Origin of the sequence: Nonomuraea sp. NPDC049695, assembly GCF_040674955.1 — a bacterium.
GTDB classification, from domain to species: domain Bacteria; phylum Actinomycetota; class Actinomycetes; order Streptosporangiales; family Streptosporangiaceae; genus Nonomuraea; species Nonomuraea helvata.
The window spans coordinates 22,769-44,347 of the sequence record NZ_JBFANV010000043.1 but is presented as its reverse complement, the minus strand read 5'-3'; the positions used below and the strand labels follow the sequence as shown (position 1 = coordinate 44,347).

Annotated in this window: 13 protein-coding genes; 11 read left to right on the top strand and 2 right to left on the bottom strand. The window is 71.5% G+C overall.

The genetic code is table 11. The features are described from left to right. Nucleotides 1-19 precede the first annotated feature (19 nt). Together AB0J64_RS31625 and AB0J64_RS31620 are read right to left on the bottom strand one after the other, a co-directional pair. A complete protein-coding gene (locus tag AB0J64_RS31625; RefSeq protein ID WP_364034848.1) occupies nt 20-520 on the bottom strand; it encodes a hypothetical protein in 501 nt (166 codons plus the stop codon). Between the two features lie 62 nt (nt 521-582). Further along, nucleotides 583-1,872, bottom strand: a complete 1,290-nt coding sequence (locus AB0J64_RS31620) for an MFS transporter (protein WP_364034845.1) — start codon at nt 1,870-1,872, stop codon at nt 583-585. A 285-nt stretch (nt 1,873-2,157) separates the two neighbouring features. Here AB0J64_RS31620 and AB0J64_RS31615 point away from each other — a divergent pair, with 285 nt between their 5' ends. The 11 genes from AB0J64_RS31615 (at nt 2,158) to AB0J64_RS31565 (ending at nt 21,548) form a co-directional block, all read left to right on the top strand. Next, complete coding sequence (locus tag AB0J64_RS31615) at nt 2,158-3,978, top strand: protein kinase (protein WP_364034842.1); 1,821 nt, start codon at nt 2,158-2,160, stop codon at nt 3,976-3,978. Beyond that, entirely contained in the window at nt 3,975-5,552 is a 1,578-nt protein-coding gene (locus AB0J64_RS31610; RefSeq protein WP_364034839.1) for a serine/threonine-protein kinase, read from the top strand. Before AB0J64_RS31615 ends, AB0J64_RS31610 begins: the two co-directional genes overlap by 4 nt. A gap of 66 nt (nt 5,553-5,618) precedes the next feature. Beyond that, nucleotides 5,619-7,418, top strand: coding sequence for a glycoside hydrolase family 15 protein (locus tag AB0J64_RS31605; RefSeq protein ID WP_364034836.1), 1,800 nt, complete (start codon nt 5,619-5,621; stop codon nt 7,416-7,418). A 15-nt stretch (nt 7,419-7,433) separates the two neighbouring features. Then, complete coding sequence (locus tag AB0J64_RS31600) at nt 7,434-8,330, top strand: SseB family protein (protein WP_364034833.1); 897 nt, start codon at nt 7,434-7,436, stop codon at nt 8,328-8,330. Then, entirely contained in the window at nt 8,327-8,731 is a 405-nt protein-coding gene (locus tag AB0J64_RS31595; protein ID WP_364034830.1) for a hypothetical protein, read from the top strand. The genes AB0J64_RS31600 and AB0J64_RS31595 overlap by 4 nt, the downstream gene beginning before the upstream one ends. A gap of 95 nt (nt 8,732-8,826) precedes the next feature. Continuing rightward, entirely contained in the window at nt 8,827-9,231 is a 405-nt protein-coding gene (locus AB0J64_RS31590; protein WP_364034827.1) for a YbaB/EbfC family nucleoid-associated protein, read from the top strand. Further along, nucleotides 9,228-9,569, top strand: a complete 342-nt coding sequence (locus AB0J64_RS31585) for a hypothetical protein (protein WP_364034824.1) — start codon at nt 9,228-9,230, stop codon at nt 9,567-9,569. Before AB0J64_RS31590 ends, AB0J64_RS31585 begins: the two co-directional genes overlap by 4 nt. Before the next feature lie 9 nt (nt 9,570-9,578). Next, nucleotides 9,579-19,838, top strand: a complete 10,260-nt coding sequence (locus AB0J64_RS31580; RefSeq protein WP_364034821.1) for a hypothetical protein — start codon at nt 9,579-9,581, stop codon at nt 19,836-19,838. 49 nt (nt 19,839-19,887) lie between these two features. Next, complete coding sequence (locus tag AB0J64_RS31575; protein WP_364034818.1) at nt 19,888-20,412, top strand: hypothetical protein; 525 nt, start codon at nt 19,888-19,890, stop codon at nt 20,410-20,412. Continuing rightward, nucleotides 20,405-20,950 carry a hypothetical protein gene (locus AB0J64_RS31570; protein WP_364034815.1) on the top strand — a complete coding sequence of 182 codons (546 nt, stop codon included), beginning with the start codon at nt 20,405-20,407 and terminating at the stop codon, nt 20,948-20,950. The genes AB0J64_RS31575 and AB0J64_RS31570 overlap by 8 nt, the downstream gene beginning before the upstream one ends. 154 nt (nt 20,951-21,104) lie before the next feature. Next, on the top strand, nt 21,105-21,548 hold the full coding sequence (locus tag AB0J64_RS31565) for a hypothetical protein (protein WP_364034813.1): 444 nt from the start codon (nt 21,105-21,107) through the stop codon (nt 21,546-21,548). The last annotated feature ends 31 nt before the right edge of the window (nt 21,549-21,579 follow it).

Sequence of the window (21,579 nt, the reverse complement as noted above, 5' to 3'; positions counted from 1 at the left end):
GGCACCCTCGGCCGCCTCGTCAGTTGGTGCAGTCCTGCGAGTTGAGTCCGAGGCTCAGCTGGTAGACCTTGCCCTTCTCGACCAGGAACGCGTAGTAGGCCTTGGGGTTGCCGGGGACGCGGACGGACGGGTAGCCATCCTGGGGGGTCTTGACGTTCGGGTACGCCTTCTTGATCTGCGTCATCGTGGAGCCGACGCCGATGCCCTCAGGCGTCTTGACGCCCTTCGGGGCGCTGATGAGGGCCACCCCCTTCTTCTTGGAGATGTACAGGCCTACGGCGTTCTTGCCACTGGGGTGTGCCTTCAGGTCCCAGCCGGAGCACGAACCTGCCTCTCCGGCCATATTGAGAACGATCTGCCCCGTAGCCCTGGCCTGCTTCTCGGTCATGCCGAGCCTGACCTTGCCGTAGCCGTACGGACCCAGCGTGGTCTTGGCGGCCTGGGCGGTCTGGGCGAGCGCGGGCGTGGCGGCGGTCAGCAGCGCCCCGCCTGCCAGAACCGCTACGAGCACCTTCTTCATGATGATCTCCCCGTGAGTGTCGAACCGTACGCATGCTTCGAGTGACGGACGGGGCGGAAAGTTCAGCTGCTTTCTGCGCGGATCCGCCACACCGATGGGGCGAGGAGAGTGAGCGCCGTGACGAGCACGGCCGTCACGGCGCCGGCCACGAGGACGGGGCCGGTGCCTGACCACGCCGCCGCGGGGCCGGCCAGCCCGGTGCCGATCGGGGCCGCCACGAGGGCGCCGAGCATGGTGACGGAGGTGGCGCGGGCGACGAACCGCTCGGGGAGGTTGCGCTGGATCGCGGTGGTCTGGAGCACGTTGTAGACCACCACCTGCATGCCCGCTCCTGCTCCCGCGAGCGCCAGCAGCCACACCTGGGCCGGGACCGCCAGCAGGGCCGGGAGCGGGGCCATGAGGAGGGCGAAGAGGAGCGCCGCCACCATGGGGCGTGCGGGTCTCCAGCGGGCGCCGACGAAGCCTCCGGCCAGGCCGCCGACGGCGTACGCGATGCCGATCGCCGACCAGGCCGGGGCGCCGCCGAGTTGCCGGTCGGCGACGTACGGACCCAGCACCATGATCGGGGAGAGCACGATCGCGTTGATGATCGCGACGTGCACGATCCAGATCCACAGCCAGGGGTGCCGCGCCACCTCCGCGATCCCTCCACCGATGCCGGCCAGCAGACCGCCGCCGCCCGTCCGTGGCACCGCCTTTTCGGCGGAGAACCGGTCTTCCGTGGGCAGCCGGTAGAGGAAGGCCATGCTCACCAGGAACGTCAGCGCGTCGACGAGGATGGCCCAGCCCGGCCCGACCAGCGCCACCAGGGCTCCCGCCGTGCCCAGCGCCACCATCGACGCGGCGCTTCTGGAGAGCGAGATCAGGGAGTTGGCCGCTTGCAGGTGCTCCTTGCCGGCCAGCGAGGCGACGAGTCCTACGGCGGCCGGGTTGAAGAAGGCCGATCCCGCGCCGGCGACGAGTTGCAGGGCCACCAGCATCCAGAGGTGCGCGGTGCCGGTGAGCAGCAGGAGCGCCGTCGTGCCGTGCGCCGCGAAACGGGTGAGGTCGGCGAGCAACATGACCGTCCTGCGGGAGAAACGGTCGCCGATCGCGCCACCCAGCAGGGTCAGGAGGATGACGGGCAGCCGGGTGCTCAGCACGACGATCCCCAGGTCCACCGGTGATGCCGTGAGGTGGAGCACGGCGAACGCGATCGCCAGCGGGGTCAGCGAATCTCCGAACGCCGATGCCGTCTGGCCCAGGTAGTAGCGCCTGAAGCCCCTGGCCGACAGCGGCGCGAACATCGAGCGGGTCGCTGCCGGCCGACCGGCTGCGGGATCGCTGACGCTGTCGCCGGGACGCACCTTCATGGCGGTCGGCCCTCCAACGGTCCTGTGACGTCGGCACGCGACCGTCGCGGCCGGTGCGATCCGAAGATCCGGGGACACCCTGCCAGTCGTCACCGACAATTCCGGGGACAGGTGCCGACCCCGGGCTCACCGTCCGTTCCAAGCCGGTTCTTTTGGTACGCCCGCGCCAAACATTCCGGCAAAAGTCAGCTTTTCCGGCGACTCCGAAACATCACAACAAATCCGTATTGCAGTCGCTAGGGTACGTAGCGATCACCCGCACCCGTCTCAGGAGTCACTTCTCTCATGGCGCATGTCGAACCGCTGCGGGAGGACGACCCGACGGCGTTAGGCGCGTACCGCTTGCTCGGCCGGCTCGGAGCGGGCGGCCAGGGCACCGTCTACCTCGGGCAGACGCCCGACGGCCGGCAGGTGGCCGTCAAGCTGCTACGCGAGGGCGCCGGCTTCGACGACAGGCTGGCGAAGGAGATCGCGGCCGCGCGGCGGGTGGAGCCGTTCTGCATCGCCCAGGTCCTGGACGTCTCGCTGGGCGAACGGCCGTACATCGTGACCGAGTACGTCGACGGGCCTTCCCTGCAGCAGGCAGGCCGCCACACCGGGGCCGACCTGCAGCGGCTGGCGGTCGCGACGGCCACCGCGCTGGCCGCCATCCATCAGGCGGGCATCGTGCACCGGGACTTCAAGCCCGCGAACGTGCTGCTCGGTCCCGGCGGGCCGCGGGTCATCGACTTCGGCATCGCGCGGGCCATGGACGACGCCGTCACGCATACCAGCAGCATCGTCGGCACGCCCGCGTACATGGCTCCCGAGCAGCTGGCGGGGCAGCCGGTGGGGCCGCCCGCTGACGTGTTCGCCTGGGCGTCGGTCATGGTGTGGGCGGCCAACGAGACGCCGCCGTTCGGGCAGGACACGCTGCCTGCCGTCATCAACCGCATCCTGCACAACGAGCCGCAGCTCGGCGACCTGCCGCAGCCGTTGCGGTCCGTCGTGTACGACTGCCTGGCCAAGGATCCACGTGCCCGGCCGACCATGCGGGACGTGATCCTGCGGCTGCTGAGCGGGCAGAACGCCGCGGTCCCGAACCCTCCTCATCCGCACCAGGACTTCCAGGCCCAGCCACAGGCGTACGGGCAAGGACTCGGACCGCTGCCCGGGTCCGGGCCTGGGTATGCGCCCGGGCAGGCGTTGGGCCATGGATCTGCGCCTATGCCCGGGAACGGGTCTCAACCCATGGCCGGCCATGGACTTGGCGCGATGCCCGGCCATGGGTCGGCACCCGGCCATGGGCCGTTGCCGGGCCAAGGACCGTTCCCCGGTCAAGGGCCGTTCCCTGGTCAAGGGCCGATGCCGGGCCAAGGGCCGTTCCCGGGCGCGGGCAGGGGGCCGGGGCGGAGGGCTCGGGCTGCGAGCGGTCGCGGGATCGGCGTTCCCGTGGCCGTGGGGGTGTCGAGCGTCATGGTGGTGGCGCTCGTCGGCAGCGTCGTCTGGTTCGCCCCTTGGTCGAAGCCGACCACCTCGGCGTCCATCGCCGCCGACTCCCCGAGCGCCTCGACGTCCCCGGCCACTGAACACCCGGCGACCACGACCCCGCCGCGAAAGACCCCGAAGCCCACCCGTACGCCCACCGTGCGAAAGACCACCCCCAAGACCACGCCCACGCCGACGCCCACGCAGACCCCCAAGGCCACCAAGTCCACCACGGCGCCTCCGACCAAGACCCCGACCAAGACCCCGACCAAGTCCCCGACGCCGACCCGCACCACCAAGAAACCGGCTACGACCGCGCGGGTCAGCATCCTCGAGATCGAGCTGTTCGGCGGCCCCGGCCAGGACAGCGCCAAGGGCTGCTACATGCCGCCGGTCCACTTCCAGACAAACGTGGAGTCGACCCGGCAAGAGGTGTGGATCTCGACCGTCTGGCTGGTCGACGGCAAAGCGATCTCGCGAGAGAGGTCGTGGGTGTCGAAGGGTGCGTACACCGCGTTCGTGAGCTCCCAGCAGTACATGCTCAAGGCCGGGCGCCACACCCTCACCCTCAAGGTCACCTCGCCTTCCACGGCGCAGAAAAGCATGTCGATCAACATGTGCGACCTGGAAAACTCATGACGCCGGAGGCCATCGGACCGTACCGGGTCGTCAGGGAGCTCGGCGAGGGCGGCCAGGGCGTGGTCTACCTGGCCTCCGCCCCCGACGGCACCCTGGTCGCGATCAAGGTGCTGCGTGAAGGGGTGCCGGGTGACGGCCGGTTCGCCAAGGAGATAGCGGCCGCGCGGCGGGTGGAGCCGTTCTGCATCGCGCAGGTGCTGGACGCCTCGCTGGGCGCACGGCCGTACATCGTGACCGAGTACGTCGACGGTCCCTCACTGCACAAGGCGGGCCTCCACACCGGGGCCGACCTGCAACGGCTGGCGGTCGCGACGGCCACCGCGCTGGCCGCCATCCACCGGGCCGGCGTCGTCCACCGGGACTTCAAGCCCGCCAACGTCCTGCTCGGACGGGACGGGCCACGCGTCATCGACTTCGGCATCGCGCGGGCGATGGACGCCGCGCTGACCCGTACCAGCAGCATCGTGGGGACGCCCGCGTACATGGCGCCCGAGCAGTTCATGGGCGCCGCCGCCGGGCCCGCCGTGGACGTGTTCGCGTGGGGGGCCGTGATGGTGTACGCGGCCACCGGCGCCCCGCCGTTCGGCAACGACTCCGTGCCGGCGGTGCTCAGGCGGATCCAGTACGAGGAGCCGCGCCTCGACGGGGTGCCCGAGCCGCTGCGCTCGATCGTGTACGCGTGCCTCGCCAAGGACCCCGCGGCCCGCCCGGCCATGCAGGACGTCCTCTTCCAGCTCATCGGCGGCCAGGCACCACCATCCCCAGGCGGACACCGCCCACCGCCGGGCGGTCCCGCACACGCGGGATTCCCGGGCGGGTCACCGCACCCGGCCTTGTCCGGTCCGGGCGCCGGACCAGGGCATCCGCGGCAACCGCCGGTCCACCACCTCCAGGCCGCCCCCAAGCGGCCGACCCCCGGCAACCAGCGCACGCTGATCTTCGTGTCCGGCGGGGCCGCGGTCGTCGTGGCCGCTGCCGTGGCGGCGGCCTTGATCTGGTTGCCCACGTGGCTTGGCCGGACCACCACCGCCACCGTCGTCACGGCCCAGAGTCCCACCGCCTCCGGAGCGACAAAGTCCCCCAAAACCGCACACCCGACCTCCGAGCCACGCCCCACCAAAACCGCGAAGACTCCCAAGGCCCCCAAAACCAGCAAGACCGCCGACCCCACCACCAAACCCACGCCGCGCCTCACGACCAAGCCCACCACCACAAAGCCCACCACCAGCCCCACCACCACAAAACCGACCGCGACCAGCGGCGGCTCGGGGGGCGTGACGTCGGTGACCTTCACCTATGAGGGCGACAAGGTGGGCGACTGCTGGCGCAACGACATGAACATCTGGGCCAAGGTCTCGGCCACGGGCACCTACAGCTACCGATGGCTCGTCAACGGTCAGAACCAGGGCAGGCAGCAGGGCACGGCGTCGTCGAAGCCGCTGCTTCCGTCCATCACGTGGAAGGGCGAGGGCACGTACAACATCGTCTTCGAGGTTGTCACCCCCAAGAGCTTCCGGAGGAGCGTCGCGGTGAAGATCTGCAGCAACAGCGAGAGCTGGGGCGACGGCTGGTAGAACCTTCGTACATCCCTTGCCGAACGTTTTGGCATCCGCCGACCCTGTCCGGATTACTTTGATGACATGGGATATCTGCCGATCGGCGAGCACGGGCTGATCGGCGACCTTCGGACGGTCGCCCTGGTGGGCACGGACGGCACGATCGACTGGTACTGCTGTCCGCGCTTCGACGCGCCCAGCGTGTTCGCCGCGATCCTGGACGACGAGCGCGGCGGGTCGTTCGAGCTCGCCGCCGACCTGCCCGTGCGGACCAACCAGTTCTACGTACCCGACACGAACGTGCTGGTCACGCGGTTCTTCACCGATGAGGGCGTGGCGGAGGTCCAGGACTTCATGCCGATCGCCGAGGAGGAGTCGCACGAGGTCGACCGGCACCGGTTGATCAGGCGGCTGCTGTGCGTACGCGGCGCGCTGCCGTTCCACGTACGGGTGGCGCCCCGCTTCGACTACAGCTCCCAGACGCACACCGTGCACATGACCGACGGGCAGGCCACGTTCGTGTCGCCCGAGTTCTCGCTGAGGCTGACTGCCACCGTGCCTCTGGAGAGCGACGGGTGCGATGTCCAGGCGCGGTTCAAGCTCACCGAGGGCCAGCAGGCCGTCTTCGCCCTCGACCGGCTGGCTGAGGGGGTCGTGCCGAGATCGTGCGCGCTCATCGAGGCCGAGAAGGCGTACAACGACACGGTGCGGTACTGGCGGCACTGGCTGTCCGCCTCCCGCTACCGCGGCCGCTGGCGGGAGATGGTGCACCGCTCCGCGCTGACGCTGAAGCTGCTCACGTACGCGCCGACCGGCGGCATCGTCGCGGCCGCCACCACGAGCCTGCCGGAGCAGATCGGCGGCGGGCGCAACTGGGACTACCGCTACGTGTGGGTGCGCGACGCGGCCTTCTGCGTGTACGCGCTGCTCAGGCTGGGCTTCACCGAGGAGGCCGAGGCGTTCATGAGCTTCCTGTCGCAGCACGTCAAGGCCGGCCGCGGCCGGCAGTCGGGCCCGCTCCAGATCATGTACGGCATCGACGGCCGCACCGAGTTCCCCGAGCGCGAGCTCACCCACCTGAAGGGCTACCGCGGATCCGTCCCGGTACGCGTGGGCAACGCCGCCGCCGGCCAGCTCCAGATGGACATCTACGGCGCCCTCATCGACTCCATCTACCTGTACAACAAGTGGGGGCAGCCCATCTCCAGCGAGCGCTGGGACGAGCTGTGCGCGCTGGTCGACTGGGTCTGCAAGAACTGGGACCAGCCCGACGAAGGCATCTGGGAGACCCGCGGCGGCCGCAAGAACTTCGTCTACTCCCGGCTCATGTGCTGGGTGGCCGTGGAACGCGCCGCGCGCGTGGCCCTTCAGCGCGGGCTGCCGGCCGATCTGCCGACCTGGCGCGAGGCCCGCGACGCGATGTACCGCCAGATCATGCGGCAGGGCTGGTCGCCGACGCTGCACGCCTTCGTCCAGCACTTCGACGAGGACGTGCTGGACGCCTCGGTGCTGATGATGCCGCTGGCCAAGTTCGTCTCGCCCACCGATCCCAAGTGGCTGTCCACGCTGGACGCGCTGGCCGAGGGGCTGGTCTCGGACACGCTGGTGTACCGCTACGACCCCCTGACCAGCCCCGACGGGCTGCCGGGCGAGGAGGGCACGTTCTCGATCTGCACCTTCTGGTACGTCGAGGCGCTGACCAGGGCGGGCCGCCTGGAGGAGGCCCGCCGGGTCTTCGACAACATCCTCAGCTACGCCAACCACCTGGGCCTGTACGCCGAGGAGATCGGGCGCTCGGGCGAGCAGCTGGGCAACTTCCCCCAGGCGTTCACCCATCTGGCGCTGATCAGTGCCGCCTTCAACCTCGACCACGCCCTGGGCTGACGGCAGACTGGGCGGATGACGTCGTGTGATCATCAACCGGCCACGCCGTTCGAGGAGCGGTTGTGGGCGGCGCACCGGGACGGGCAGGCCGCGCTGTGCCTGAGCCTGCTCCGCGACGCCGACCTGGCGCTGCCGATCACCGCCGCCGCGGCGGCCGGGACCGAGGCTCCGAGCTGGGCGACCGGCACCGGCACCGGCTCCGAGCGGACGTGGCTGCTCGCCTACACCTCCGTGGAGGCGATGCGGCTGGCCACCGGAGGCGCCGCTGTCTACTGCCGTGTCCTCTCGCTGGTCGAGCTGGCGGCCGGCTGGCCGGACCTGCGGTGGGGGCTGGCGGTCAATCCGGGGCTGACGGCCGCCTTCATGCTGGAGCCGGGAACGGTGGCCAGGCTCGCGGTGCCCACACTCGCCCAGGACCTGCTCCTCGATCCCGGCTCAGGGGCGCCGGCGGTCCAGAAGCTGATCTCCGCTGCCGACGTCCATGACCTGCTGACCGGGGACGAGCCACGGGTCTCCGGCTACTGCCATCACGCGCTGGACGTCTCCCACATCGCGACGCCCGCCGTGCTCGCCGAGGCGCTCGGGCAGCCCGGCATGCTGACCGAGAGCGGCTCGCTGAACATCCTGCGCTGGCGCCCAGCGGGCCTGGAGCTCTACCGGACCCCCTATGGCGGCACCGACGAGGAGACCAGGGCGGCGGTGGCGGGCTGGGTGATCGAGGAGCCGCCGTTCGTGGGGATGGGCCTGGTGCCGAGCGTCGATCACGTCATCCGGGAGTACAAGGTGTACGGGGTGAGCCTGCCGCACGGCGCGGAGATCTGGGAGCTCACCTCCGGGGGGACCGAGCACCGGCGCGCGATGTACCACGGCGACCTGCGGCGATGGCTGCTGATCGGGAGGCGGTCGGGATGAGCCGGGCCTATTACCGGGCCCGCTGGCGGGACGCCGACTACCCGGCCAGCCCTGAGCCCCACTCGCTGGAGCTGTGGATCCGGCTGCGCAGCCCCGAACCGGCGGACGGTTTCGAGGAGGTCGAGCCCGGCTGCCACGTACGCACGGTGCCCGCGTCGGAGTGCGCGGCCCTGCACTTCGTGACGACGGTGTGCGGTTGGCGGGGAGAGTGGTTCCACGTGCACGACGAGCGTGATGATCAACTGCTGCTCGAATACCTGGGCGGGTCGGCGCTCACGGCGGCCGAGCTGGGGATGGAGCGCGTCGAGCGGGGCGTGTACCGCCTCTGGGTGCCCCGTGGGGAGGTCACCGATCTTCAGGAGCACGCCGTTCAACTGAATGTCGGAAATCAACACTTTTGACGGAGACTCTTGTCTCCTGATGTTCATGTGACGGAAACTGACTAGAAACGTAGGAGTGTCGTAAGAGACTTTTCACGTGGGCTTCAGGGGGATTTATGGAGTCGCTCGACCGGCCCGACGCGGCGGCGATGCGGGCATACGCCGACGAGCTGCGTGACATGTTCCGGCAGATTCAGGACGCCGGCGTGGAGCTGCACGCGCAGGCCAAAGCCGTCCAGGTCACCGAGAGGTCGCGCGACGGCCTGGTGTCGGTGACCGTCGGCCCGCGCGGCGAGCTCGTCAGGATCGACCTAGACCCGCGCATCTATCGGCGGCCCGACGCACGGCAGCTGGCCGACACGATCGTCGAGACGGCTGAGCGGGCGGCGGCCAAGGCCCGGGAGCGCATCGCGGAGATCCTCGAGCCGGTGGTCCCCCGGGCAGAGCTCGAGGCCCATCTCGACGGCGACCTCGAGACCGCCATGGCGCAGCTCGCCGAGCGGATGGGGGGCCGGCGATGAGGCTCTGGGACGGTACGGAGATCGTGAAGTCCGTCGTGCACCGGGGAATCTCCGAGTGGTCGACGATGGCCGAGGACCTCGACCGGGAGTCAGCGAAGGTGATCAGCGAGGTCAGGGAGGCGCTCGCCGCCGCTCCGTGGGGCGGCGGCGCCGAGGGAGAGGCGTTCAAGGCCGCCCACTTCAGCAACGACGGCCCGGAGCGGATGCTCACCCAGTACGCCCAGCTCACCAAGGAGATCATCGACGCCGGGAGCAGGGTGCGCGCAGCCGTCGACAACACCCTCCACACGGACGCCGCCATCGAGCACGACCTGGCCGCCAGAACGAGGGAGATCTGAGGCCGCGACGTGACGGTCCACACCGACACCGGTGTCAACACCTCCGCCGGCCGGCCGACCGAGCAGCCCCCGGTCCAGATCGACAGTGACGTCCGCCCGGTCTGGGAGACCGAGGCGCTGCCCGACTGGGTCGTCAACTGGTTGATCCCCATGCTGTCGGCCGGGCAGAAATGGCCGGAGGCCACCGAGGCCGGGCTGGCGAAACTGGCCGCGAAGTACTACCAGGCGGCCATGAAATCCGTCGGCTCCACACCGCTCGCGGGTGCGGCCGCGCGCACCGTCGTCACCGGCTGGAATGCGCCCGCGACCGCGAACTTCCTCACCAGGGCCCAGTTCCTGCACGGCCAGGAGGGCGGGCTGGCCGGGGTGTCCCGGAACTCGCTGGCCTTCTCCCAGCAGGCCAACAACTTCGCCGTCGAGACCCAGTACTCCAAGCTCTCCATCAACGTGGCCTTCTGGGTGACGGTCGTCGCCATCGCGATCGCCATGCTGGTCTCCTTCTTCTCCGCCGGTACCTCCACCGCGCTCGTCGGGCCGTACGCCGCGGGAGCCCGCGCGGCCATCACCCGGATCCTCGTCAGGCTGGCGACGATAGGCGCCAGAGAGCTCGGCGCGACGCGGCTGGCCAGGGTGACCGCGCTCAGCGGCGCCACCGGACGCGGCCTCATCGCCAGACTGCTCGGCTCGTCGATCGGCAAGGAGCTCATCGAGGAGATCGGCGAGGAGTTCTTCATCGACGCGGTCGCCCAGTACCAGCAGATCAAGATGGGCACCCGGAAGGAGTGGGACTGGCAGAAGTCCGGGGCGGCGATCATCGGCGCGGGCACCGGCGCGCTCTTCGGCACCGCGGTGGCCGGGCCCGTGTCCCGCGTCACCAGGCATGTGCCGGGATTCGCGGGCCGCGCGCTGACCACCGGCCTGACCAACACGATCGCCTCCCCGGCGGGCAGCTTCATCGCCAACGGCGTGGTCTACGGCCAGTGGCAGAACCCGTTCACGACCGATTCCCTGCTGGGCGGCTTCATGGGCGGCGCCGGGCGTACCGGGTCGATCAGCCCGTTCAACCCCGAGGTCTACACCGCGCTGGCCCACCCGATCACCACCCTCGCCTCCGCGTACGACGCCGCCGCGCGCACCGACGCCGCCCACGCGGCGGGTGATCCGCCCGCCGGCCCGCCGAGCGGGAACCCGTCGAACGGCGGCCCCACCCCGAGCGGCGGCCAGCCCCCCATGTCGGGGTCCGTACAGCAGCCCGGTCCCGGGACACCCGCGCCCGCCAGGTCGGGCGGCACGGTGACCACGCCGGACGTGGACCCGAACGCGCACAGGCGCGGCTCCGCCTCCCCCAACGGCGACCCGCGTTCCGAGGCACCCAGGCAGGCCGGCCCCGCGTCACGTCCCACGGGCGACGCGGCCACGCAGTCCGGGCGCAACACCACGGCGGGAGCGCCCGCTCCGCAGAGCGACGACGGGACGGCGCAGCGCTCCGCACCCCACGCCGCGGCGGCAGCGCAGACACCGGACGGCACCCACGCGCAGCACGACGACAACCCCGCCCAGCCGGACAACGACCCCGCCCAGCCGGACAACAACCCTGCACAGCAGGACAACAACGCCGCACAGCAGGACAACAACCCCGCGACACCGGACAGCACCCCGGCGCAGCCCGACGGCCACCAGACGCCGTCCGCCGACCGGACCACCACCCACGAGGCGGCGACCGCCGACGACGGCTTCGGCAACACGGTCTCCTCCCTCACCGGCTCGGCCCCGGCCGCCGGCCCCATGACCGCCGCCGAGCGGGCCCGTACGGCGCTGATCGGCGCGCTCACCACGGACTTCCCCGACGCGGTGATCGGTCCGACAGGCGACCTCCTGATCAACTCCGCCAACGGCGTGCGCGTGATTCCCGCCGCCACCATGACCCGCATCCGCGCCGCGCTGGACACCCGGGCCGGGGAGGTCTCGGACCTCGCGGACCTGCAGGCCGAGGCGGCCGCCATGCTGACGGTCGCCCAGGGCGCGGAGACGGCCGCCCCGGATGCCGGCCTGGCTCCCGACGCCGCCCCCGCCCCCGCGCCTGCTCCGGCCCGCGCGCGGGCATACACCAGCAAGCCCGGGACGGTCACGTCGAGACCGGTCGTCGGCACGAGGTACGTGACCGACGGCCGCCCGGACACCGTCCTGTCCCAGGACGAGGTCCATGACGCGGCCGGCGACTGGCTCACCCGCCACTTCCTCGGCCAGGGCGTGAAGAGCGTCACCTGGTCGCAGGACGGCGAGACGCTGATCGTCCGTACGGAGACCGGCACCCACTACTTCCGCCCCGTCATCGGCGGCCTGTCCCCCGACCTGATGGGCCAGACCGACATCAAGAAGGGCACGGACGAGGACCACCCGCACCTGGTCCACTTCGGCCCGCACGTGCACCCCGACCAGCTGCCCAGGGTCTGGCTGCACGAGATCACCGACACCCTCCAGGCGCTGCAGGCGGCCGGCGAGGGCAAGCGCCAGGGAATCCTGCGGCGCAAGGGCGGCCGCCAGGCCACGCGGGACGCGTGCGTGGCCGCCCAGCGCAACGAGCTGTCGCTCCTGACCGAGCAGTGGCACCAGGCCCAGACCCTTCAGGAGAAGCGGCTCCTCGCCGTCGACATCGACGGTGTGATGCGCCAGCTGAGCGACCGCGGCCACACCCCGCCCCTGCCGCCCTGGGCGCCCTCGCAGGCCACCCGCCCACGTCACGCCCCGCCCTTACTCGGGGCCAATCCGACCGCCGCGGACGTCCGGGCCGTCATCGACGCGCTGACCCAGGAGGAGGCGGCGCTCGAGAAGCAGGTCCAGGCGAAGAAGAAGAGCGCCGAGGAGGCCCGCAAGCAGGCACGCAAGGCCACGAAGGAGGCGCGCAAGGCGAAGAACCAGCACGATCAGGGCCGTTTCGAGCGGGCACGCAAGGCGCGGCAGGAGAACCGCGCGCACCGCGCCACCGCGGCACGGCACACCAGGATCGCGCAGTCGTACGACGCCGCGCTGACGGAGGCGAGGCAGGCGAGGCAGGCCTACGAGCGCATGCTGTCGGCGATGAACCTGGCGGCGAGGCCCACCCGGCCCGGAGAGGTCGGCATGGCCTCCATCGCCCGGTCGCTGGCGACCGAGGCCAGGCGGCACCACAAGGGCTATCTGGACGCGCTGGAGGCGACGCTGCCGCAGCAGGACAGCCTGTCCGCGGCCATGCCGGCAGGCCGGCTCGCCCATCTGAACGCCCTCACCAAGGCCGTCAACACCGTCCTGGAACGGAACGGGATCGGCCACCGGTTCACCCAGAACGAGCTGGAACGCGCCCTGCGGGCCGACTTCCACAAGCTCGTCTCCGAGGACGGCGTCGTGCTGAGCGTGGGCCGCGGCAGCAGGGCGGCGGAGGTGCGGATCAGGCTCTCCCTCGCCGACCTGGTCGAAGTGCTCGACGCGAGCGTCAAGGCGTCGGAGATGATGGTGGGCCTGTTCTTCCAGGCCGGCCGGACCGTCTCCGCCACCGAGTCGGGCAGCGGCGGCATCCCCCTCGGCTTCAACACGGCCGCCCTGGCGCAGATGATGCCCGAAGGTGAGTGGGCCAGGCATTTGACCGAGCTGCTCGGGGTCGGCCTCGGGGCCGCCGCCGGACGCAACTGGTCGGCCTCGGGCGGCGCGGGGATGTACGCGCAAGGGGGCTCGGTCTCCGACAACAGGAGCGAGTCGCTGCTGTTCGACGCCGCCGCGACCTGGACCGTCGAGGTCCGCACGCGGCAGTCGGAGGGCTGGCGTGACACCACCGTGGTGGACTCCGGCGAACCCGGCGACGCCTCCGCACAGCGGCTGTGGGTCTCGCACTCCTTCACCGACCAGCCGCCGCGGAAGCTGGCCTGGATCGACGACGACAAGCGGGACACGAAGCTCCCCAACCACGTCCTCACCAGCATGTCCGGCTTGGAAGGCGCTCTTGACACGATCGCGGCGGCGCTCGGCGGGGACTACGCCGAGGTCGGCGCCGTCCCCCACGACCAGCTGCGCATGTTCGTGACCGACGAGCTGCCCCACCGGCTGCGCGACGCCGTCAACAACCCCAACGGGTTGGAGCGCGTCTTCACCAGGAACGGCGAGCCGCACGCGAGGGTACGCGCCAAGACCAGGGTCGTGCTGGTGGCGAGCGAGCCGCTGGGCGGGTCGACCGCGGAGGAGTTCGAGGAGGAGGTGCTCGTCGACTTCGCCGCGACGCCGGGCGGGGCGTCGTCGGGCGGATCGCTGGAGGCGAACGCCTCCGCCGGTTTCAACGATCCCGCGCTGCAGGGGATCGGCGGACTCGGCGACTACCATCCCAGCATCGGACCGCGGGTCAGAGGTTCCAGGTCGGCGTCGCGGTCGTACTCGTCCACCGCCAACAAGCAGGCCATCCACCCGAGCGTGCACAGGAAGACCAGCCCCAAGCAGAGCTACCGGCTCGCGCTGGAGACCACGTTCACCGTGGAGATCATCGGCAAGCCGCCCGTCACGCTCCGGCCACCGGTGCGCAGCACGGCGGTGGTCAGCATGCGGGAGTCGGCCGCCTACCGCTTCGGCCTGCCCGTCGACCGCGCGGCGCTGATGTACAAGGACGGTCAGCCGGTTCTCGACGCGGAGGGCAACCAGGTCCTGCGCGGCGATCCGCGCCCCGAGCCACCCCCGGGCCGCAAGGCCGAGCTGCCCGTGTGGCTCGGCGACGGGCCGGGACAGATGCGCGGCTCCGGCCCCGCCCTCGTCCAGGACATCGACGGGCTGGACGCGTTCAGGCAGAAGGTGCTGGACGAGCTCGCCGAGCGCGGCATCGTCCCGAAGATCGTGGACGGCGTGCCGCAGTACTCCTCCGACCGGTTGGAGCGCGCCTCCCAGATTCTCAACATGCAGGAGGTCACCGAGCAGCTCTCCGAGCACCGGATCAGGTCCGCGTACGACTCGCTGGCGCAGGACGGGATCCTCCTCGACCTGATGATGCACAGCATGAACAGCGCGCCCGAGCACTACATGTTGCAACTGTCGCTGAAGCAGGACTTCGACGACGTGCGTTACATCGGGTACACGGACTCGGAGACGGTGGTCAACCTCGACATCGGCTCCGACACCTCATCCCGCGGCGTCAGCCGGTCGAGGACGTACGGGGGCGGCGCCTCCGTCAGCGAGAGCGACGGCCCCAACCCGGGGCACGACGGTCTGTCGCACGAGGTGGGCGTCAACGCCGGCGGCAGCCAGACCCGTACGGCGGGTTCGAGCGACGGCAGCACGGTCAACGTGGTGAACCTCGACGAGAGCACCGGCCTGGTCGGGATCTTCTCCCTGGGCCACAGACTGACCGGCGACCTCCTGCACAATGGTGATTCGGTCACCCTGGCCTCCGAGTCGGGCAGGGCCAGGCTGCTGTTCGCGACGGACCTCCTCCCTTCGGTGAACGACTCGCCGCCCGCGCCTGTGGGCAAGATGTCGCAGAAGGTGCTGTCCAGGGCGAGGCTCGTCCACTTCGACACGCACGGCACCCTGGATACCGCGGCGAAGCAGGTGCTGCCGAGGGGCATGCGCGCGGATTCTGTGGCGTACCAGATGATCAAGGCGGCTCTGGGGCTGCGCAACCTCGTCTCCCATCCCAGGATGCTGAAGAGGCTGCTCACCAACGGCCTCGGGATCCGCGCCCGGGGAATGCCCTCCCGGTCGTCGTTGACCGTGGCTGGCGAGGTCGGCGACGCGGAGGTAGTGGGCGCCGTCGACCAGGTGAGCGGCGAGATCCTGTTCGGGCTCGGCAGCGCCGGCGTGTCCTGGGGCGGGTCGTCCGGACTGTCCGTCGGCGCCTCGGCGAACGTCTCCGACCTCGACGGCGGCGGCACGTCGAACGACAGCGGCACGCTCTCACTGCCCTCCCGCTCGGGAGGCACCTCCGAGTCCACGTCGATCCTCGACATCTGGGGCACGGAAGAGCTCACGATCAACTTCGGCCGCCAGTACATCCTGCGGGCCTCCGTGGACCTCACCCTCCGCGGCTCGGAGGACGCGGCGCACGCGGTGCCGCTGGGAGACCGGGTCCCGCTCGGCGAGGAGGGCCAGGCCACGGCACAGGGCACCGGGCTGTTCCTGCTCCCGGAGGACGAGGCGCTGCTGCTCTACTCCCAAGGCGAGCTCCCGCTGCCGACCTCCCTGGTGGGCGATGCCGTCGAGCGGTTCCTCAACGGCAGCCTGACCCTCGACCCGACCCTCGCCGTGCCCGTGGTCCAGCGGTACATCATGGACCTGGCCAAGGCGCGGGCGGCCGGCGCCGACGTGAGTTACGCCGACCGGCACACCCCGCGGGCCCTGCTCGCCAAGATCCAGGAGGTGGCCGGCCTCGACCCGGCGGCGACCACGGCCCAGCAGGGCGGCGAGCAGCGGCAGCTCGACGACGCCCTGGGCCAGGCGACGGAGATGATCAAGAATGCCAGGGAAGTCGTGCTGGCGCCGTCGTACGACAGGGCGATGGGCCTGGGCTCGGCGGAGTCCCTCGATCTGACCGACGAGCAGGGCAACCCGGTCGACATGATGGACGCGGTGCTGAACGCCGTGCGCGCCTCCGCCCCCGAGGCGGTGGACGGGAGCCCGACCCTGAGCGACGAGCTGAGCGTCGACTTCTCCAGCGACGCCGCGCTGATCCACATCACCGACATGTGGTCGGGGCGCGGCTACCAGAAGAGCTACCACGTGCAGGCGGGCCCCCAGGTCGCGCAGGCCGAAGAGGTCACGGTCACGGCACGGCTGGTGTACGACGACCCCGCGGACTCCCGCAAGGGCACGTTCCTCTCGCACACGTCGCAGGCCGGCGTCATCATCCAGCATTACCGCTACACCGATCTGTCGCACTCCGAGTCGTACAACGGCTCTTACTCGGCGGGCCTGGACTACGGCGCCACCGACCAGGGCGACGGCCACGGGGGAGGCGTGTCGACGCACCGGGGCCGCTCGTACTCCGGCTCCACCAACCAGCAGGGCACGCGACTGCAGCGGATGGCCGTGTTCAACGGCCTCAACCGGGTCGAGCAGAACATGACGCTGGTCATCGAGGTCACGCGGAAGCCGGTAGGCCGGAAGATGCCGGTCACGGCCCGCGAGGCGGTCAACATGCTCCGGCGCAGGCCCCGCACCGCTCCCCCGGTCAGGTACCGGGCCAGGCTCGTACGGCGCATCCCGACCGGCATGATCCGGCCCGTCGCCGAGGACCCGGGGCCGCTCGTCACCACGACCGACCCCCGGCAGGTCGAGCTGCACCCCGGCTTCTTCACGCAGGCACTGTGGGAGGACCCGCGCAAACCCAGCCTCTTCGAGGTCATCACCGCGCAGCTGTCGAAGATGCTGGGTGCCAAGACGGTCGAGGAACGCCTGTCCGAGCTGGCCAAGCGGCTGTCCCCGGGGGCGCTGCTGACCGGGTTCGAACGGATGACGGGGCCCGGCGGCGACGTCGTGGTGCGGCTGTCCAGGCAGAAGTTCAAGGACCAGGGCGCCCAGGTCAGGATTCAGGCCCGCTTGTCGGACTTCACCATCGTCTCCGGCCCGTTCGACGCCGAGAAGGGAGAGGTCGACAGGGCGGCCGACGCCCAGAACGCGTCGATGTCCCGCAGCCATGTGCTGCCGGTCAGCGCGGGCACCAGCATGAGCGACGGCGAATCGGGCCTCAGCAGCGGCGCGAACGCCGGCGCGCAGGCGTCCGAGAGCGTGAGCGACCACCACGGGGCGCGCCGCGAGCGCAGCAAGTTCGAGAAGGGCAAGGCCTACACCGTCCGGCTCAGGGTGGACTACGACCTCACCTTCGAGCACGTGGCGCGGCTGCGGAACGGCGACGAGCGCGTCGTCGGCGATCCGGTCCACCTGATGGGCGCCACCAGCGGCGAGGTGGACGTGGTGCTCTTCGAGGAGGAGATCGAGGAGCTGCGCGCCCGGGTCGAGGCGGACGTGCGGCTCGCGCCCTCTGTTGATCAGGGCTGGCCGACGTTCAGGTTCGTTCCGGACCAGGGCCGCACAGGGCTGATCCAGATCCTGCAGGACGCCCGCGTGGCCGCCCGCGAACGCGGCGCGGTGGCCCGGGTGGCCGTGCGGGAGGCGGACGGCCTCCACGTCTACCTGGCCGCCCCCGACGGCTCCGTACACAGCGAGACCCCCGACGGCGGGTTCGCCGAGGCGTTCGCGACCCTCTCCCCCACCGTGCTGGAGGCCGCCGACATGGCCGGTCTCGGCCTGCGCGACGTCTTCATGAACTCCGAGGAACCCGGCACGTTCTCCCATCAGGTCAAGGCCGAGCTGATGGCGCGCGGCATCTTCCCGGTCGACACCCTCAAGGCGGTCTGGCCCGCCGAGAAGATGAACCCGACCCGGCCGGTGGGCGGCAGCGTCGCCCAGGGCGCGACGCCCGGCACCGTGCCATCGGAGGCGATCGAGGACACGCCTTTCAGCCGGTCGGCCCGGCCCGACGGGGTCCCCGACCTGACCCTGGACGAGGTACGCCGCCAGAACGTCACGGCCGGCGACCTGGGCGGCAGCGCCGCGCGCGTCACCTGGGGCCGGGGCGACAGACTGACCGTCCAGGTCCCCACCGCGCCCGACCAGCACGTCCGCGTGCTGATCGAGGAACCGGGCGAAGGACGCAGCGCCTCCACCGAGCTGCGCGCGGGCACGCCGGACGACCCACATCTCCTGCGCATCTGGCCGCGCGTACATCCGGAGGTCGTGTCGTCGGGCCTGGTGCACGAGTTCTCGCACATGACGCAGGCGGTGGTCGCCGCGGCAATGGGCGCGCCGCATGGCGTGATCAGGACGTCTCTGTCGGAGCACCAGGCAGAAGGCACCGACTACTGCCTGATCCCCCGCCTGGACGAGCACGCCCACCTGTCACGCAAGTGGCGCGGGGCCACCGACCAGGCCACCCGCCGGATCCTGGCCGATGCGATCGACGCCATCAGCGCCGACATCGAACGCCGCGGCCACACCCCGCCCCCGCCGCCGTGGGGCACCGGCCCGCGCGCGCCGGCCCCCGCCCAGCCGCAGGGCAGGATCGCGAGTCTGCTCAACGGGGGAACTCCTGTGGGGCTGGACACGTCGCCGGCCGGGCTGGACAGGATGGCGGAGATCGCCGGCGTCGCCGAGGTCGCTCCGGCGGGCGGCACCCGCGAGTTCACCGTGACCGCGAGAGGCCGGACGTTCACCGTGACGCTGGCCGACGCGGCGCCGGACGCCACGGGGGTGACCGTCGACTCGCGCACGCACGACCGGCTGGTGCTCCGGGTGCCGCAAGAAGCCGGGCGCGGCGCCGAGGTCGCCGTGGCGGAGCAGATCGCGGCGCACGCGGCCGCGCTGGCCGGCCGCCCGCAGGGCCGGACGCTCGGGCCGGGACCCAGGGTGCCGGGACAGGTGCTCGGGGTGCCCGACGCCGTGACGCTCGCGAGGCTCCGCGGGCTGGCCCGGATCGTCTCCGAAGCCGGACCGGCCGGCGCGATCGCCGAGCGGGCCGCGCTGCGTGCCGAGGCCGGCCGGGCGGGGCTGGCTCCCGGCCTGCCGGGGGCAACGCCCACGTTGCTGGCGCTGGGGCGGGCAGGGGAGCTCTCTCCCGCTGACGTGGCGGCGATCCGCGGCCCCGCGACGCTGCCGGAGACGGCCGCGGCCAAGGCCTTCGAACGCGGCGCGGCGCTCATGGGCGCCCGGGTCTACACGTACGGGCCGGGTCTGATGGACATCGTGGTGCCCGGACGCGCGCCCATCCCCGTCGAGGTGCGGCGCGACGGCGCCCCAGAGCCGGGCATGCTGACCTTCCAGGTGGACGGCCACCGCACGATCGGCGCGAACGAGCGGGCCGCCGCCGCGACGGCCGCGGGAGCGGTCGCCAGGATGCTGGGCGCCAGGCCCGGTGACCACGCGGCCCTGGCCGAGCTGTACGAGAGCGTGCGCCAGGCGCGAGCGGCCACCGCGCGCCAGCGCCCGGCGCGGCTGGGCGTCCTCTTCGACCTGCTGGCCGCCGCCCAGCCCGAAGTGTGGCGGCTCCTGCCGGAACCGCTGGCCGCCGAACTCGCCACGCTCGCGAACGGCCGGCGTCCCCAGGACTGGCCCGGGTACCTGGACCGCCTGCGCAGGCTCGCCGACACGACCGGCTGGCAGCCACCGGAGGAGGGGGTGTGCACCTGCCCCGCCGACGGGCCGTGCGTGTGCGGGCGGCGCGGTGGGCGGCCCCCGTTCCAGGTGCCGGCCACCGCGGCGGTGTGAGCGGGACCGCTCGTTCCGGCATGATGGGACTCCCGAGGAGAGGACGGCTATGGCATTCGCGGTGGCACGGACGAGGGACGAGGCGCATCTCTACCTCGATCTGCACCCGTGCGCCTGCGGGTCGGTGGAGACGACCTGGCAGAGCGGGCTGATCAGCGTCGAGGAGGGGCTGGTCAACCGCTACTCCGGCGCGTGCGGCGAGTGCGGGACCCGGCGGGAATACCTGTTCGGCCTGCCGGAGCGTCCGGTGGCGCCCACCGGCTATCCGACGTTCGGCGGGGCGGAGCCCTCGGAGCTGCTCGACGCGGGCGAGTGGCTGTGGGTGGCCGACCTGACGGCGGGCAACGTACCGGTGGACGACCAGGCCGAGGCGCGGCGCACGCTGCGGATCGCGACCGCGGCGGTCGAGGAGGTCGTCAAGTTCGTGCCGCCAGGCGCGGACGCGGTGCCCGACGACGGGTTCTGGTCCGAGCGCGGGCAGCAGATGCGGGCGGCCGAGCCCGGCAGGTTCCAGCTCGACCGGCTGCTGGTCGTCCGGGACACCTACCAGGAGCTGGCGGCCCAGCATGCCTGAGCGCGGACTCGCCCGTTCACTCGTGGAGGCGTACGTCTACTTCGATCTGGTTCACAGCGGCGAGCCCGGCGCGTCCCGCCAGGCGGCGGCCGAGCAGGACGAGGACGGGTGGGTGGTGCGTCTCGGCGGCGCGGAGGTGTTCGTCCCGCAGGAGGCCGAGGCCGCGGCGAGGTATGAGGAGCTGATCTTCGGCATCGGCCTCTCCGAGCTGATCGACCCCGGCCAGTGGGTGCTCATCGCCGCCACCTACGCGAGCAGGGCGCTGGAGGGCGCTCTCTTCTTCGCCGCGGATCCCTCGGACCCCGCGGGGTTCGACAGGGTGGAGGCCGACTGGCGCTTCGCCGGCGACGCCGTGGCGGAGGCGCTGAAGTTCTTCCCCGAGGGCGCCGCCGAGCTGCCCCTCGACGCGTTCTGGACGGAGATGGGCAGGTCGCTCCGCGAGTCCCAGCCCGACCGGGTCACCAGGCGCAAGCTGGAGAGCGATCTCGCCTTCTACCGTCAGAGCCTGGACGACTTCCGCCGCCTTCACGACCGCTGAGAGCCGGCCGCACCGCCGCCGCGTTCGGCTTCGATCCGGCCACGGGCAGGTTCGACGCGGCCACCACGCCGCTCAACACCGCCGAAGGATTCGGCCGGAAATGGGTAAAGGACTGGAACACGCACCTCACCTTGGAAGGCATCGGACCGGCGTGATGAAGAAGACGCTCCTTGCGGCCGCCGCGGGCTGTGTACTGGCCGTCCCGGTGGCCGTCTGGTGGCTGGTCGGCGATCTGAGCGCGGCCGTCCCACCGGGCACCGAGCTCGACCGGGCGATCCGCCCGCCGGCCGTAGATCCGTGGGCCGAGCGCGCCGCCGGCATCGCGGCGGCACTCGTGGCGGTCGGCACGCTGGCCCTGCTCGTACGGGCCTCCCGGCAGGGCCGGTTCGACCGCCGCTGGTGGGCGGCGCTCCTGCCGGCGCTGGTCGCGGGCGCCGTCACGGGAGCGGGCTGGCGGGTGGTGACCGCTGGGACGCTGGGCGCCAACATCGGCGCCGGGCTGACGATCTTCCTGGGCGGCCCTCTCGTGGCCCTGCTCCTGCTGTGGGCGCTCGGCTGGTCGGCCCGTCTCCTCCTCTCCCGGAGAGCCGCTCGCTGACTTGGGCCACTGACAGAAAATCGGCTCGTTG